The following is a 13,661-nucleotide window of genomic DNA, read 5'->3' as shown; positions in this document are numbered from 1 at the left end:
TTCGGCTCTGATGGGGTGAGGCTATGGGGCGGCCCGGTTGGCGTCGATAAGCGGATATCCGTAACCGCGTCGTGGCCCGCGTCGTGGCCCGCGTCAGTCGCGCAGCTCGCGGCGCAGGATCTTGCCCGTGGCGGTCTTGGGCAGCGCCGCCACGAATGCCACCAGCCGCGGCACCTTGTACGCCGCCAGCCGCTCGCGACAGAAGGCGACCAGTTCGCCCTCGTTCAGCGACATGCCGGGGCGCAGGCTGACCACCGCCTTCACCGTCTCGCCGCGATAGGGATCGGGCACGCCGACGACCGCCGCCTCGCGGATCGCCGGATGCGCGTACAGCACATCCTCCACCTCGCGCGGCCACACCTTGAAGCCCGACGCGACGATCATGTCCTTCTTGCGATCGACGAGGAACAGCCAGCCGTCCGTCAGCACCCCGACATCGCCGGTACGGAAGCCGTCGGGCCGCATCGCCTCGGCGGTCGCTTCGGGCGCGCGCCAATATCGGGAGACGACGCTCGGCCCCGCCACGACGATCTCGCCCGCCTCGCCCGGTGCCGCGTCATCGCCGGCGTCGTCGACCACCCGCAGTGTTACCCCCGCCACCGCCTTGCCCACCGACAGCGCCCCGGTCGCGCGATCGACCGGCGTCGGCGGATCGGCCGGCGCGGCGACCACCGGCGCGACCGTCTCGGTCAGGCCATAGACGTTGCGCAGCATCACCCCGGTCGCCGCCCGAACACGCTCACGCAGCGCGGGCGCGACCGGCGCACCACCGGAGAAGATCGTCCGCAAACTCGCCGCCCGCGCCGGCGCGAACGCGGGCGAGTCGATCAGCGCGGCCAGCGCAGTGATCGCCGCGACGGTGAAGACCGGGCGATGCCGCTCGATCGCGTCGAGCACATTCTCGGGCTGAAAGCGGTAGCACAGGATCAGCGGCGCACGCGCGGCGAGCGCTGCACCGATATGGCCGCTGAGGCCGGTGACATGGAACAGCGGCGCCGCGGCAAGGATCGGCTCACCGGGGCGCAGCGCTGCGGCCTCGCGGTAGAAGGACGCCCCCGCAAGCAGGTGGCCGTGGTCTATCACCGCCCCCTTCGGTCGCCCGGTCGTGCCGGAGGTATAGACCAGCATCAGCGGATCGGCCGGCACATCCGCCCCCGCCTCGCCATCAGCGGGAAACGTCCCGCCCTCGCCGACGGTGAAGCGATGCAACCCCGGCAGCGCATCGCCCAGCACGTCGCGCGCATGATCGACCTCCGCGACGATCGCGCGCGGGGTGCAATCGGCGGCGAGCTTCTCGATCTCCGGTCGCCGATACATCGGGTTAAGCGGCACCGTCACCACCCCCGCCCGCGCCGCGCCGAGCAGCGCGACGACGAACTCGGGCACGTTCTGCAGGCACAGGAACATCCGCTCGCCCGCCCCCACCCCCGCCCGTTGCAACGCACCCGCGAAGGCGGCGCTGCGCCGGTCGAGATCGGCAAACGACAGCCGTTCGTCGCGGTACAGGATCGCGGGCGCCTGCGGATCGACGGCGACCGCCGCCGCCAGCAGGCCGGGCAGCGTCGCCGTCATCTCAGCGATCCGCAGCCGCGACGCCCATCACCGCCTTCACCTCCAGGAACTCGCCAAAGGCATGCGCGCCCCATTCGCGGCCGTTGCCCGATTGCTTGTAGCCGCCGAACGGCGCGGTCATGTCCAGCTCGGGATAGTTGAGATACACCTGCCCCGCGCGCAGCCGCGCCGCGACCGCCTGCGCCTCCTGCTGCTCCCCCTGCACATAGGCCGCCAGGCCGTAGGGCGTGTCGTTGGCGATCCCGATCGCCTGTTCCACATCGTCATAGCCGAGGATCGTCAGCACCGGTCCGAAGATTTCCTCGCGGGCGATCTCCATGTCGTTGGTGACGTCGGCGAACACGGTCGGGCGGACGTAGAAGCCCTGCTCCAGCCCCTCGGGCCGGCCGGGGCCGCCCGCCACCAATGTTGCGCCCTCGTCGATGCCCGCCTGGATCAGCCGCTGGATCTTGTCCCATTGCACGCCGCTGACCACCGGGCCGAGTTTCGCATTGCTGGACGGCGCGCCGACGTTGTGCGTCGCCGCCGCTTCCGCCGCGATCTCCTTCGCGCGCGGCATCGCGGCGGCTGGGACCAGCATCCGCGACGGCGCGTTGCACGACTGGCCGGAATTGACCATCATCGCACCGACCCCGCCGGTCACCGCCTGTTCCAGATCGGCGGAGGGCAGTACGATATTGGCGGACTTGCCGCCCAGCTCCTGATGCACGCGCTTGACGGTCGGCGCGGCGGCGCGCGCCACCTCCACCCCGGCGCGGGTCGAGCCGGTGAAGGACACCATGTCGACCTCGGGATGCGACGACAGCGCCGCTCCGACTCCCGGCCCGTCGCCATGGACGAGGTTGAAGACCCCGGCGGGCACCCCTGCCTCCGCCAGCACCTCGGCAAAGATATGCCCGGTGAACGGCGCGACCTCCGATGGCTTCAGCACCATCGTGCACCCGACCGCCAGCGCCGGCGCGACCTTGCACGCGATCTGGTTCAGCGGCCAGTTCCACGGCGTGATGAACCCGCAAACGCCGACCGGTTCCTTGACCAGCAGCGTCGCACCGCGCTGCTCGGAGAAAGCATAATCATCGAGCAGCTGCCGCGCGACCTGAAGATGCGCCAGCCCGATCGGCACCTGCGCCGCACTCGCCAGCCACGCGGGCGCGCCCATCTCCGCGGTCACCGCATCGGCGAAATCGCCCGCGCGCTTCTGATAGGCCGCGATGATCGCATCGAGCAGCTCGGCGCGCTCCGTGACGCTGGTGCGCGAGAAGCCATCGAACGCGCGCCGCGCGGCGGCGACCGCCACGTCGACGTCGGCGGCATCACCAATCGCGACGCGCCCCGCCACCCCGGCGTCGGCGGGGTCGATCACGTCGATCACCGTCGACCCATGCGGCGCTACCCAGCGGCCATCGATGTAGAATTGCAACGCTTCGCGCATCTCTCTCTCCTCGCGGTCGCCGGCTCAGGCCGGGCGGACCATCATCTTGATCTGTTCGCCACCCGCGGTCAGCGCGGCGAAGGCGGTATCGACCGCGGCGATCGTCACCGCGCCGGTCACCATCGGCGCCAGCGCGGCGGGATCGGCGACGATCATGTCGAACGCCGCGCGGAACTCGTCGGCGGAATAGGCAAAGACGAACCGTAACTGGATCGACTTCTGGATCAGCAGTGCCGGCTCGATGGCGTCGCTCTGCATGCACACGCCCGCCACTGCGATCGTCGCGCCGATCGGCGCGCCTTCCGCCAGCGCGGCGAGCATTCCCGGCCTGCCGACGCACTCGAAGATCACCGCGCGCCGCCCGCCCGTGCCGCGCGCCACGCTGTCCGACAATCCGGCGTGGAGGCCCTGCGCCGCCCACCAGCGCGTCACCGCATCGCCATCGGGCGACAGCACCGCGTCCGCGCCCATCCGCTCCGCCATCGCGCGCCGCGACGCGACCAGATCGACCGCCAGCACCGGCCCCAGCCCCAGCGCCCGCAACCGCGCGATCACGAACAGCCCGACCGGGCCGCAGCCATGCACCGCGAACACGCACCGTTCGTCGACGCCCGCCTCCGCCACGGCATGGACCGCGACCGCCAGCGGCTCGGTCAGCGCCGCGATATCGGTCGGAACGTGGTCGGGAACGCCGAGCAGCGCATCCTCCTGCAACACCATCCGCTCCGCGAACGCACCATTGTAGCGGTTGGAGAAACCGATCAGCGCGACACCCTGCGCATCGACCAGAAACGGCTGCGACACGACCCGCGCCCCGCGCGGCAGCCCCGCTGCGGGTTCGAGCAGTTCGGCGCAGAATTCATGCCCCATCACCACCGGCTGCGCCGGGTCCATGAAGCCGCGGAAGCCGGCACGGTGGAGCAGGTCGCACAAATGCGGTGCGTGATCGCGCGCGTGCAGGTCGCTCCCGCACACCCCGCACGCCAGCGGCGCGGCAAGCACCAGGCCGGGCGCAGGCACCGGTTCGGCGACGTCCTCCAGCGTGATCCGCCCGCCATGCAGGACCGCCGCCCTCACAGTTTGAAGTTCTCGTAATAGGGCACCATCACCTCGCCCGGCGCGGCCTCGCCCAGCATCGCGGCAGTCATCGGCAGCACGAGGTCGGCGTCGACCGTGACGTCGATGCAGCCCGGCTTGCCGGAGGCGAACGCGCGCGCGATCGCCGGCCCGATCTCGTCCAGCGTCGTCACCCGCTCGCCGTAACAGCCGAACCCCTGTGCGATCTCGTGATACTTGATGTCGCCCAGCACCGAGATGCAGCTGTAATTCTCGCCGTACAGGATCTGCTGCCCGTGGATCGACTGCCCCCAGCAGCTGTTGTTGAGCACCACGGTGACGATCGGCAACCGCTGCCGCACCATCGTCTCGAATTCCTGCAAGTGGAAACCGACCGCGCCGTCGCCGGTAATCTGCACCACCGGCTTGCCCGGCCGCGCGTAGGCCGCACCCAGCGCGAAACCGAAGCCGGTGCCGAGCGCGCCGAGTTGCCCGAACGTCAACACCCCGCCGGGATGCGCGACGCGCGCATGATACCCCGCCCACAACCCGGCCTCGCCGCCCTCCAGCACGAAGCTGGTGTCGGCGGGCGCGCCATCCACCGCAGCGCGCGCCGCGAAATAGGGGTTGAGCTTGCCCGAGCGCGTCTCCTCGCTGAACTCGCCGCCGATCGCCTGCGACGCGCGGCGCATCGTGTCGCGCCAGTCGTGGAAGCGGTCCGCGGACCGGTCCCACGCCGCCGCCACCGCATCCATGAACGCCCCGACATGCGCGGTCGTCGCCAGCGCGGGGGCGTGGATCAGGCCGAATTCCGCGGCATCGGCATGGACCTGCACGATCGTCGCATCGTCCGGGAAGAAGGCGCGCGTGCGTCCGGCGAGGAACAGCCCGAAACGCGAACCGAGCATCAGGATCAGGTCGGGCGCCTCGCCGCCCGCCGTCGCGGCGGCGATCGCGCCCGGATCGTGCGCGTAGCCGGGATGCGCCGGATCGACGAGGCCGAGCGCGCGGCTCGACTGCACCACCGGGATGCCGAGCGTGTCGAGGAACGCCGCGGCCTGCGCTGGCGTCGCCTGATACCGCGCCAGCGATCCGAGGATCGCGACCGGGCGCTTTGCCTGCTCCAGCAGCTGCACGACCTGCTCGACCTGTGCAGGCAACGGCGCGGTCGGTGCCGCGGTGACCGGGCGCGGCAGCACCGCGGGCAGCCGCGCCGGGCGAGCCAGTACATCGATCGGCAACTCGACGAACACCGGGCCGGGACGCCCGCCCAGCGCGATCGTGATCGCGTTGGCGATCTGGTCCGCGATACGATCGGGGTCGGTGATGCGGACGGCGTGCTTCACGACCGGGCGCGCCATCGCGATCTGGTCGACCCCGCCTTGAAGGACGTTGAGCGCCTCCTCGCGCAGCGGCGGCGCGCCCGCCATGAACAGCACCGGCACCCCGTCCAGCCGCGCGTTCGCCATTGAGGTCAGCGCATTGGTGAAGCCCGGCCCGGCGGTGATCATGCATACGCCCAGCCCGCCAGTAACGCGAGCCCAGCCCTCCGCGGCATGGCCCGCGCACGCCTCGTGCCGCGTATCGACCAGCGTGATGCCTTCGTCGAGGAACCCCTTGAACGCCGCGTCCAGATGCCCGCCATGCAGCGCGAAGATCGTCGTCACGCCCGCCGCCGACATGGCGCGGGCCACCGCCGTGCCGCCGTCCGTCGCCGCGTGGATATGATCCGCCTCCGCCATCGTCGATCCTCTTCCCGTTCGTTTCTGGTCGCGATGCTATCGGAGTGGGCGCCGGGCGGGCACGGACGGATATCCGTAAGTCGCGGCGGCACGAGCCGTTGACGGGAATCCGTCAACGGCGCCGCACGGTGACGCTGGCCGCGTGCCGACAATCGCGCTAGGCTGCGACGCTAGCCATCGACCCGGCCATAACGGGCGATGCGAAGGAGAGTGCGATGGAAGCGACCTTGCCGGGCGACGTGCGCGATTTCGCCCGCCACATCATCGACAGCTGCGGCCTGCACAGCGCGTCGATCTTCCTGTGCGACCGCACCGGCGCCGCCCCGCGCCTGTCGCACCTGTTCCACCACAACATCTCCGCGGAGACGAAGGACCGTTACGAACGGCACACGATCTTCCACGACGATCCCTTCACGCACCCGACCATCAAGGAACGCGACGATCTCGCCGATTATGACGGCGTGCTGCTCGCACAGGATGACCGTTTACGGTCGGGCGCGACGCCGGCGCGTTACTGGCACTTCATGTACGAACACGACATCCATGTCGTCGGCGCCTCGACGCGGCGGCTGCTGTCCGGGCTCTACGCCACGATCGGCTATCACTACCGGCGCTCCGCGATGCCGCCTGATGGCGGCGCGGCGGCGCGGCTCGACGCACTGACCCGCCGCCTGCAGGACATGGTCGGCAGCTTCATGTTGCGCGACGTCCTGCGTCACGCCAACGGCCTCAACAGCCTGCGCGCCGGTTACTTCGACCGCACCGACGCCGCGCCTGCGGTACTCGGCCGCCTGTCCCCGCGCGAGGCGGAGATCGCGACCCTCGTCTGCCAGGGCAAACAGAACAAGGAGATCGCCTATCTGGTCGGGCTGGCCGAACATACGGTCGAAAACCACCTGCGCCGGATCTACGCCAAATTGTCGATCCACAACCGCTCGGCACTGGTCGCGGCGATGGTCGGCACCGATACGGCGCGGCTGCATTAACGACGAACGGCGCTCTCCGCGCCCGCCAGATGGCTCGCTTCGCCCAGCAGCCGCGTAAAGTTCGGCTGCCCGGTGTGCGCGGTCATCCCGCCGTCGACGACCAGATTATGGCCGTTCACATAAGCGGCGTCGTCGGAGGCGAGGAAGGCGATCGTCGCCGCGATCTCCGCGGGCGCCGCCGGCCGCCCCATCGGCAACACGCCGTCATACGCCGCCATCACCGCCGGGTTGCCGGTCAGCCCGGTGGCGAGCGGGGTCGCGGTCAAGCCCGGACTGACCGCATTGACGCGCACCTGCGGCGCATGGTCGATCGCCATCGCACGCGTCAGGTTCAGCACCGCCGCCTTCGCCGCATTATACGCCGCGAACCCGTAATCGGCGGCCATGCCAGAGGCGGAGGCGACGTTGACGATCGACCCGCCGGTACGCGCCAGATGCGGGATCGCCTGTCGGCTGGCCCAGAAGACCGAGGCGACGTCGACGCGCATCACCTCGTCCCAATGCGCCATGTCGATCTCGGTCACGCGCCCGAACGATCCCATGCCGGCATTGTTGACCAGCGTATCGATCCGCCCAAACCGCGCGACCGCCTGTTCGATCATCCGCTCGATCGCGGCGGGGTCGATCACATCGACGACCACGCCGAGATGACGATCGTCGCCTAGCTCGCCCAGCACGCGGGTCATCGCCTCGGCGCGCACATCGCCGACTACCACCGAGGCGCCTTCACCCGCGAACCGCCGGACGGTCGCCTCTCCGATCCCCGACCCACCGCCGGTCACGATCACCACCTTGCCGCCGAACCGCATCGTCGCACCCTCCTTGAAGCGGGGCGATTAGATCAGGCGGGCGTGTCGACGTCGACGGACGGAAAACCGTACGTCGAGCCACCTCACTGGCGTCGGCGAACCAGCGTCTTCACGTTCGTATATTCCAGCAGCCCCTCGACACCGCCCTCGACCCCGACGCCCGATTGCTTGACGCCACCGAACGCCGCGAGCGGGGTCAAATGCTGCGTCTCGTTGACCCAGACGGTACCGCTGGCGATCCGCTCCGCCACCGCGAAGGCGGCATCCTCGTCGCTGCCCCACACCGACGCGCCGAGCCCGTAATCGCTGGCGTTGGCGCGCGCGATCGCATCCTCGACGTCGCGGAACTTCAGGAGCGGCAGGACCGGGCCGAACTGTTCCTCCTGCACGATCCGGCTGTCCTCGGGCGGATTGTCGATGATCGTGACCGGCACGAAATAGCCCGGCGTCCCGCTCGCCTCCCCGCCGGTCAGGAAGGTGTAGCCGCGTTCCTTCGCATCACGGATCAGGTCGAGTACGCGCTCATATTGCGGACGGTTGTTGATCGGGCCGAGCCGCGTCCCCTGCTCCGATCCATCCCCGACCTTCACCGTCGCGGCATAGGCGACCAGCGCCTCCTTCAGCGGCTCGTAGATATCCTCGTGGACGTACATCCGCTTCGTCGCGATACAGATCTGGCCGTTATTCGCGAACGCCGCCCAGAACAGTTTCTCCGCCACCGCCGCGACATCGGCGTCGGGCAGGACGATCGCGGGGTCGTTGCCGCCCAGTTCCAGCGTCACCCGCTTCAGCGTCGCCGACGCGCTCTGCATCACGCGTCGTCCGGTGGCGGTCGATCCGGTGAAGCTGACCTTGTCGATGCCGGGATGTTCGGTCAGCCACGGCCCCAGCGCATCGCCACCGCTGATGACGTTCAACACACCCGGCGGCAGGATCGTCGCCGCCAGCTCGCCGAACTTCAGCGTGGTCAGCGGGGTGAACGGCGACGGTTTCAGCACCATCGTATTGCCCGCCAGCAACGCCGGCCCGACCTTGAACATCGCCAGCACTATCGGGAAATTCCACGGCGCGATCGCCCCGACCACGCCGATCGGGACGTGTCGCGTCTCACTGTAGCGGTCCGCGGAATCCTCGTTGACGGTGACGGGCAGGTCGAGCGTCGCCGCCCCCTTCAGCCACAGCGCCGCGCCGCCGATCTCGTTCTGCGCATCGGCGTGCGGCTTGCCCTGCTCGGCGGTCAGCAGCCGCTTGAACCCGTCGATCTCCGCCATCACCGCATCGCCGAGCCGGTCGATCAGCGCGCGGCGCTCTGCGATTGGGGTTGCGGCCCAGCCGGGAAACGCAGCACGCGCGGCGGCGACCGCGTTGTCCAGTTGCGCGCGGGTCGCGTCGGGGGCAGCGCCGATCACCGCCTCGGTCGCGGGATTGACCACGTCGAACGTGGCGTCGCCCGCCACCGCCCGACCGCCGATCGTCATCGTGAACGGACCGTCGAAACCCATCTCGCTCTCCTGCGCTGCGCCTCCGTCCATCGCGGAACGCGTCGCCATTCCGCTAGCAGAAATCGCCGCGCGCCCCTCACCGCGCGCAGGATTTGTCAAAAAGCCGCGCAAGGCGGTGCAAAGCAGCCGCGCCCCCGACGCGCTACACCCCATGACAGGGAAGAGGCCGGCACAGAGCCTCCCCACCATAGGAGAGGCTGACATGGCCAAGATCACCGCGGCGCTGCTCGCAGGAGCAGCCTGTGCATTTCCTGCGCTCGCCCTGGCGCAGACGGCGGAACCCGCCGCCACCGAACGGAGCCCGGCCCCCGATCAGCCCGGCGCCGAGGGGGACATCATCGTCACCGCGCAGCGCCGCGAACAATCGATCCTGTCGGTGCCGATCGCGATCTCGGCGATCGGCGGCAACACGCTCACGACCAAGGGCATCACCAATTCCGCCAACCTCGCCGCCGCGGTACCGAACCTTCAGGTCAGCAGCCCGTATGGCGCGACGCAGCCGAACTTTTCGCTCCGCGGGATCAGCGTCGCGAACGAGTATAATTCCAATCAGGCATCGCCGATCGGCGTCTATGTCGACGACGTCTATCTCGCCAGCCGCACCGCGCACGGCATGGGGCTGTTCGATCTGGAGCGCGTCGAGGTGCTGCGCGGCCCACAGGGGACGTTGTTCGGGCGCAACACCACCGGCGGCGCGATCAACTTCATCACCAAGTCGCCGACGCTGCACGGCAACGAAGGCTATGCCGAGGCCGGCTACGGCAATTTCAACACCTTCACCGCGCAGGGTGCGATCGAGACGACGATGGTCGAGGATCAGCTCGGGCTGCGCGTCGCCGCCAATTACGCGAAGGGCGACGGGCAGATCGACAACGTCTTCCGCGGCGGGCGCGACCCCAATTCGCAGGACACGTTGCAGGGCCGCGCGACGCTGCGCATCCGCCCCGGCGACGGGCCGCTCGACATCAAGATCAAGGCCTATGGCGGGCGCGACCGCGGAACGCAGGCCGCGGTGCACGGGATCGAGGCGTATCGCACCGGACTCGGCTTCTTTCAGGTCGACGAAAACCGCATCGGGCTGAACCGCACACAGGCGTATGGCGCGTCGGCGACGATCGCCTACGAACTGTCGCCGACGCTGACGCTGACCTCGATCACCTCGGGCGACGGCGGGCGCCAGAACCTGCAACAGGCCGCCGACGGCTCGCCGCTCGACGTGCTGGACATCAACTGGCAGTCGAAGTTCGGGCAGTTCAGCGAGGAAGCACGGCTGAACTACAGCGGCGACCGGCTGAAGGCGGTCGGCGGCGTCTTCTACGGTCGCGACACCGTCACCACCGACAACACCTTCAACATCGGGCAGGCGCTGGGGCCGGGGGTGAACGGCGGCTTCTTCCAGCATTACCGGCAGGTGCGACGCTCGTACGCGGTGTTCGCGCAGGGCGACTACGACCTGACCGAGAAGCTCACCCTGACGCTCGGCGCGCGCTATACGTGGGATCGCAGCCAGTATCGCGATGGACAGGCATATCTGTTCGCGGGCGATATCGGCGGACCACAGACCCCGCTGGCGACCACCGTCCCCTGCCCCGGCGTCGCGGGCACCTGCGCCTACGATCCGAATGCGCGCTTCGATCTCGACGGACGCAACAATGCGCTGACCGGGCGCGTGTCGCTGGCCTATACGTTCGACAACGGGACGCTGCTCTATGCCAGCTACAATCGCGGCTATCGCTCCGGCGCGTTCAACGGCGGTGGCTATACCTCGTCGGCGGGCATCAACTACATCGCGCCCGAACGGGTGAACGCGTACGAGGTCGGGCTGAAGGGCCGTTACTTCGACAATGCGCTGACGCTCAGCGCGGCGGGCTTCTACTACGATTACAGCAACCAGCAGGTGCAGGACACGCGCCCCGGCCCGGTGTCGTTCCTGGTCAACGCGCCCAAGGCGCAAGTGTACGGCGCCGAAGCCGAGGCACGCTGGCGACTGTCGCCCGCCATCGCGGTCACCGCCGCGGCGGGTTACCTGCACTCGACCTACAAGTCGCTGACCCTCCAGAACACCGTGCTCGACGGCAACGACCTGCCGTTCGCGCCGCGCTTCACCGCGCAGGGCGGGTTCGACCTGTCGCTGTTCAGGAACGGCAACGACGGGCTGACGATCTCGCCGAGCGTCGCATACTTCTCGCGGCAATATTTCTCGCCGTTCAACGACATCAACGCCGCCGGCACCGGGCAGCGGAACAGCGAATTGCAGCAGGAAGGCTATGCCAAGGTCAACCTCACCGCAGCGCTGACTACCGGGCGCTTCACCTTCAAGGCGTTTGCCAACAACCTGCTGAATGCGCGCATCTATGCCTATGGCCTCGACCTGCGCGGCGCGGGCTTCCCGTACAACTTCCTGATCCCCTCCACGCCGCGGACCTATGGCGGCTCGATCCGGGTGGCGTTCTGATGGCCACGATCCTGACGCCCGACCTGAAGGACCCTGCGCTCTACGAAGCCGGGGTGCCGTGGGACGTGTTCGCCGAGTTGCGCCGCGACGATCCCGTCCACTGGAACCCCGAAGCCGACGGCGCCGGCTTCTGGTCGGTGATGCGCCACGCCGATATCGTCGAGGTATCGCGCCAGCCGCTCCTGTTCTCCTCCGCCTACGAGAATGGTGGCCACCGCATCTTCAACGAAAACGAGGTCGGGCTGACCGGCGCCGGCGACTCGGCGATCGGCATCCCGTTCATCTCCCGCGATCCGCCGGTACACACCCGCTATCGCAAGTTCGTGATGCCGGCGCTGTCGCCCGCGCGGCTCGGCGATATCGAGACGCGGATCCGCGAACGCGTCACGCGGCTGGTGGCGGAGATCCCGCTGGGCGAGCCGGTCGACCTCGTCCCGTTGCTCTCCGCGCCACTGCCGTTGATGACGCTCGCCGAATTGCTGGGCGTGTCGATCGACCTGTGGCCGAAGCTGTACGACTGGACCAACGCCTTCGTCGGCGAGGACGACCCGGAGTTCCGCCAGAGCCCGGAGGCGATGGCCACCACGCTGGGCGAGTTCTTCGCCTTCGGACAGGAATTGTTCGAGGCGCGACGTGCGGAGCCGACGTCCGACATCGCCTCGCTGCTCGCCAATGCCGAGATCGATGGCGTGCCGGTGCCGTTCCGCGACTTCATCGGTAATCTGATCCTGGTGCTGGTCGGCGGCAACGAGACGACGCGCAACTCGCTGAGCCACAGCGTCGCCGCCTTCTCCGCGCACCCCGAACAATGGCAGGCGGTCCGCACCGACCGCGACGTGTTGAAGACCGCCGCGCCCGAAATGGTCCGCTACGCCAGCCCGGTCATGCACATGCGCCGCACCGCGATGGCCGACGCGATAGTGGGCGGGCAGGAGATCGCGAAGGGCGACAAGGTCGTGCTGTGGTACATCTCCGCCAATCGCGACGAAAACGTGTTCCCGGACGCCGACCGTTTCGACGTCCGCCGCAAGGGCGCGCAGCATGTCGGCTTCGGCGCGGGCCAGCATGTCTGCGTCGGTTCGCGGCTGGCCGAAATGCAGCTGCGGATCGCCTTCGACATGCTGGCCGACCGTGTTACGTCGTTCGAGGTGCAAGCGCCGCCGCGACGGTTCCGGTCGAACTTCATCAACGGCCTGAAGAACCTCGACGTCATCCTGCGGCCTGCATAAGGGAGAGGGAGGTGTCGGCGGTGCCCAGCAACGAAAACATCATCACCAGGACGCTGGGCCGCGCGCCCGACCGCAGCGTGAACATCGGCGCGTGGCAATTCGCACGCTGGCGGCAGTTCATCGGCAGCTACGAACTGCCCGCTTTGGTCGATCCGGTCTTCGTCGTGCATGTCGGCGGAAAGCCCGACACCCGCTTGTGGGAGGCGGATCACTGGAGCCAGTCGCGCTCGATCCCCGGCTGCGCGACGATCGTGCCGGCGGGGGTCAGCACCGGCTGGCGGATCGATGGCGAGCTGGACGTCGTGACCGTGTCGGTGCCGGTCGCCGAGCTGACGCAGCAGAGCGCGGTCGATCAATTCCGCGCTATGCGCTTCGCCTTCGCCGATCCGCTCGGCATCGCGCTCACGCGGCAGATCCTCGGCGAACTCTATGCCGCCCCGACGCAGGAGCGCGTGTCGTATATCGGCACGCTGCTCGACGCGCTGAAGGCGCACACGCTACGCGGCACGACGCCGAGCGGGGATCACGCCTTCCCCAGCGCCGATTTCTCCGCCTATCGCATGCACCAGATCATGAACGAGATCCTCGCGCGGCCGGAAGAGCCGCACACGCTGGAGGCGCTCGCCGCGCGCGCCGGCCTCACCTCCTCGCATTTCTGCCGCGTCTTCAAGAAGGCGACCGGCATCACGCCGCATCAATATGTGATGAAGGCGCGGCTGGAACGGGCGCAGGACCTGCTCGGCGCGTCCGACCTGTCGATCGCCGCGATCGCCGACCAGCTCGGTTTCACCAGCCAGAGCCATTTCACCCGTGCCTTCCGCCAATATGCCGGCCAGACGCCGAGCGGCTGGCGACAGACCATCCAATAGGGGACGTTC

The 13,661-nt window shown here is 68.9% G+C and carries 10 protein-coding genes; 4 read left to right on the top strand and 6 right to left on the bottom strand.

The features are described 5' to 3' along the window. Positions 1-93: 93 nt before the first annotated feature. Genes PGN16_RS16165 through PGN16_RS16150 form a run of 4 tightly spaced genes read right to left on the bottom strand, consistent with a single transcriptional unit; the run spans position 94 to position 5,802 of the window. Positions 94-1,572: a class I adenylate-forming enzyme family protein gene (locus PGN16_RS16165; protein ID WP_335310404.1), complete on the bottom strand. Its 1,479-nt coding sequence runs from the start codon at positions 1,570-1,572 to the stop codon at positions 94-96. A 1-nt stretch (position 1,573) separates the two neighbouring features. Continuing rightward, complete coding sequence (locus PGN16_RS16160) at positions 1,574-3,004, bottom strand: aldehyde dehydrogenase family protein (RefSeq protein WP_335310403.1); 1,431 nt, start codon at positions 3,002-3,004, stop codon at positions 1,574-1,576. Positions 3,005-3,028: 24 nt separating this feature from the next. After that, positions 3,029-4,081, bottom strand: coding sequence for a zinc-binding dehydrogenase (locus PGN16_RS16155; RefSeq protein WP_058756346.1), 1,053 nt, complete (start codon positions 4,079-4,081; stop codon positions 3,029-3,031). Further along, positions 4,078-5,802, bottom strand: a complete 1,725-nt coding sequence (locus tag PGN16_RS16150; RefSeq protein WP_335310402.1) for a thiamine pyrophosphate-binding protein — start codon at positions 5,800-5,802, stop codon at positions 4,078-4,080. Before PGN16_RS16150 ends, PGN16_RS16155 begins: the two co-directional genes overlap by 4 nt. Before the next feature lie 215 nt (positions 5,803-6,017). Here PGN16_RS16150 and PGN16_RS16145 point away from each other — a divergent pair, with 215 nt between their 5' ends. After that, positions 6,018-6,788 (top strand): helix-turn-helix transcriptional regulator, encoded by a 771-nt coding sequence (locus PGN16_RS16145; RefSeq protein WP_335310401.1) that lies wholly within the window; start codon positions 6,018-6,020, stop codon positions 6,786-6,788. Here PGN16_RS16145 and PGN16_RS16140 read toward each other — a convergent pair. Both PGN16_RS16140 and PGN16_RS16135 read right to left on the bottom strand, forming a co-directional pair. Beyond that, a complete protein-coding gene (locus PGN16_RS16140) occupies positions 6,785-7,597 on the bottom strand; it encodes an SDR family NAD(P)-dependent oxidoreductase (RefSeq protein ID WP_058756349.1) in 813 nt (270 codons plus the stop codon). The two genes, PGN16_RS16145 and PGN16_RS16140, sit on opposite strands and share 4 nt — an antisense overlap. Before the next feature lie 83 nt (positions 7,598-7,680). Then, complete coding sequence (locus PGN16_RS16135; protein WP_058756367.1) at positions 7,681-9,099, bottom strand: aldehyde dehydrogenase family protein; 1,419 nt, start codon at positions 9,097-9,099, stop codon at positions 7,681-7,683. 202 nt (positions 9,100-9,301) lie between these two features. Between PGN16_RS16135 and PGN16_RS16130 the strand changes: the two genes are divergently transcribed. From PGN16_RS16130 to PGN16_RS16120, 3 genes are read left to right on the top strand one after another with little or no spacing between them, the layout of a single operon-like run. Next, positions 9,302-11,554: a TonB-dependent receptor gene (locus tag PGN16_RS16130; protein ID WP_335310400.1), complete on the top strand. Its 2,253-nt coding sequence runs from the start codon at positions 9,302-9,304 to the stop codon at positions 11,552-11,554. Further along, positions 11,554-12,783 carry a cytochrome P450 gene (locus PGN16_RS16125; protein ID WP_335310399.1) on the top strand — a complete coding sequence of 410 codons (1,230 nt, stop codon included), beginning with the start codon at positions 11,554-11,556 and terminating at the stop codon, positions 12,781-12,783. Before PGN16_RS16130 ends, PGN16_RS16125 begins: the two co-directional genes overlap by 1 nt. Before the next feature lie 20 nt (positions 12,784-12,803). Further along, positions 12,804-13,652 carry a helix-turn-helix domain-containing protein gene (locus PGN16_RS16120; RefSeq protein WP_083500466.1) on the top strand — a complete coding sequence of 283 codons (849 nt, stop codon included), beginning with the start codon at positions 12,804-12,806 and terminating at the stop codon, positions 13,650-13,652. Positions 13,653-13,661: the final 9 nt, after the last annotated feature.

Origin of the sequence: Sphingomonas phyllosphaerae (assembly GCF_036946485.1) — a bacterium.
GTDB lineage: Bacteria > Pseudomonadota > Alphaproteobacteria > Sphingomonadales > Sphingomonadaceae > Sphingomonas > Sphingomonas phyllosphaerae_E.
This window is presented reverse-complemented; position numbering and strand designations above follow the sequence as displayed.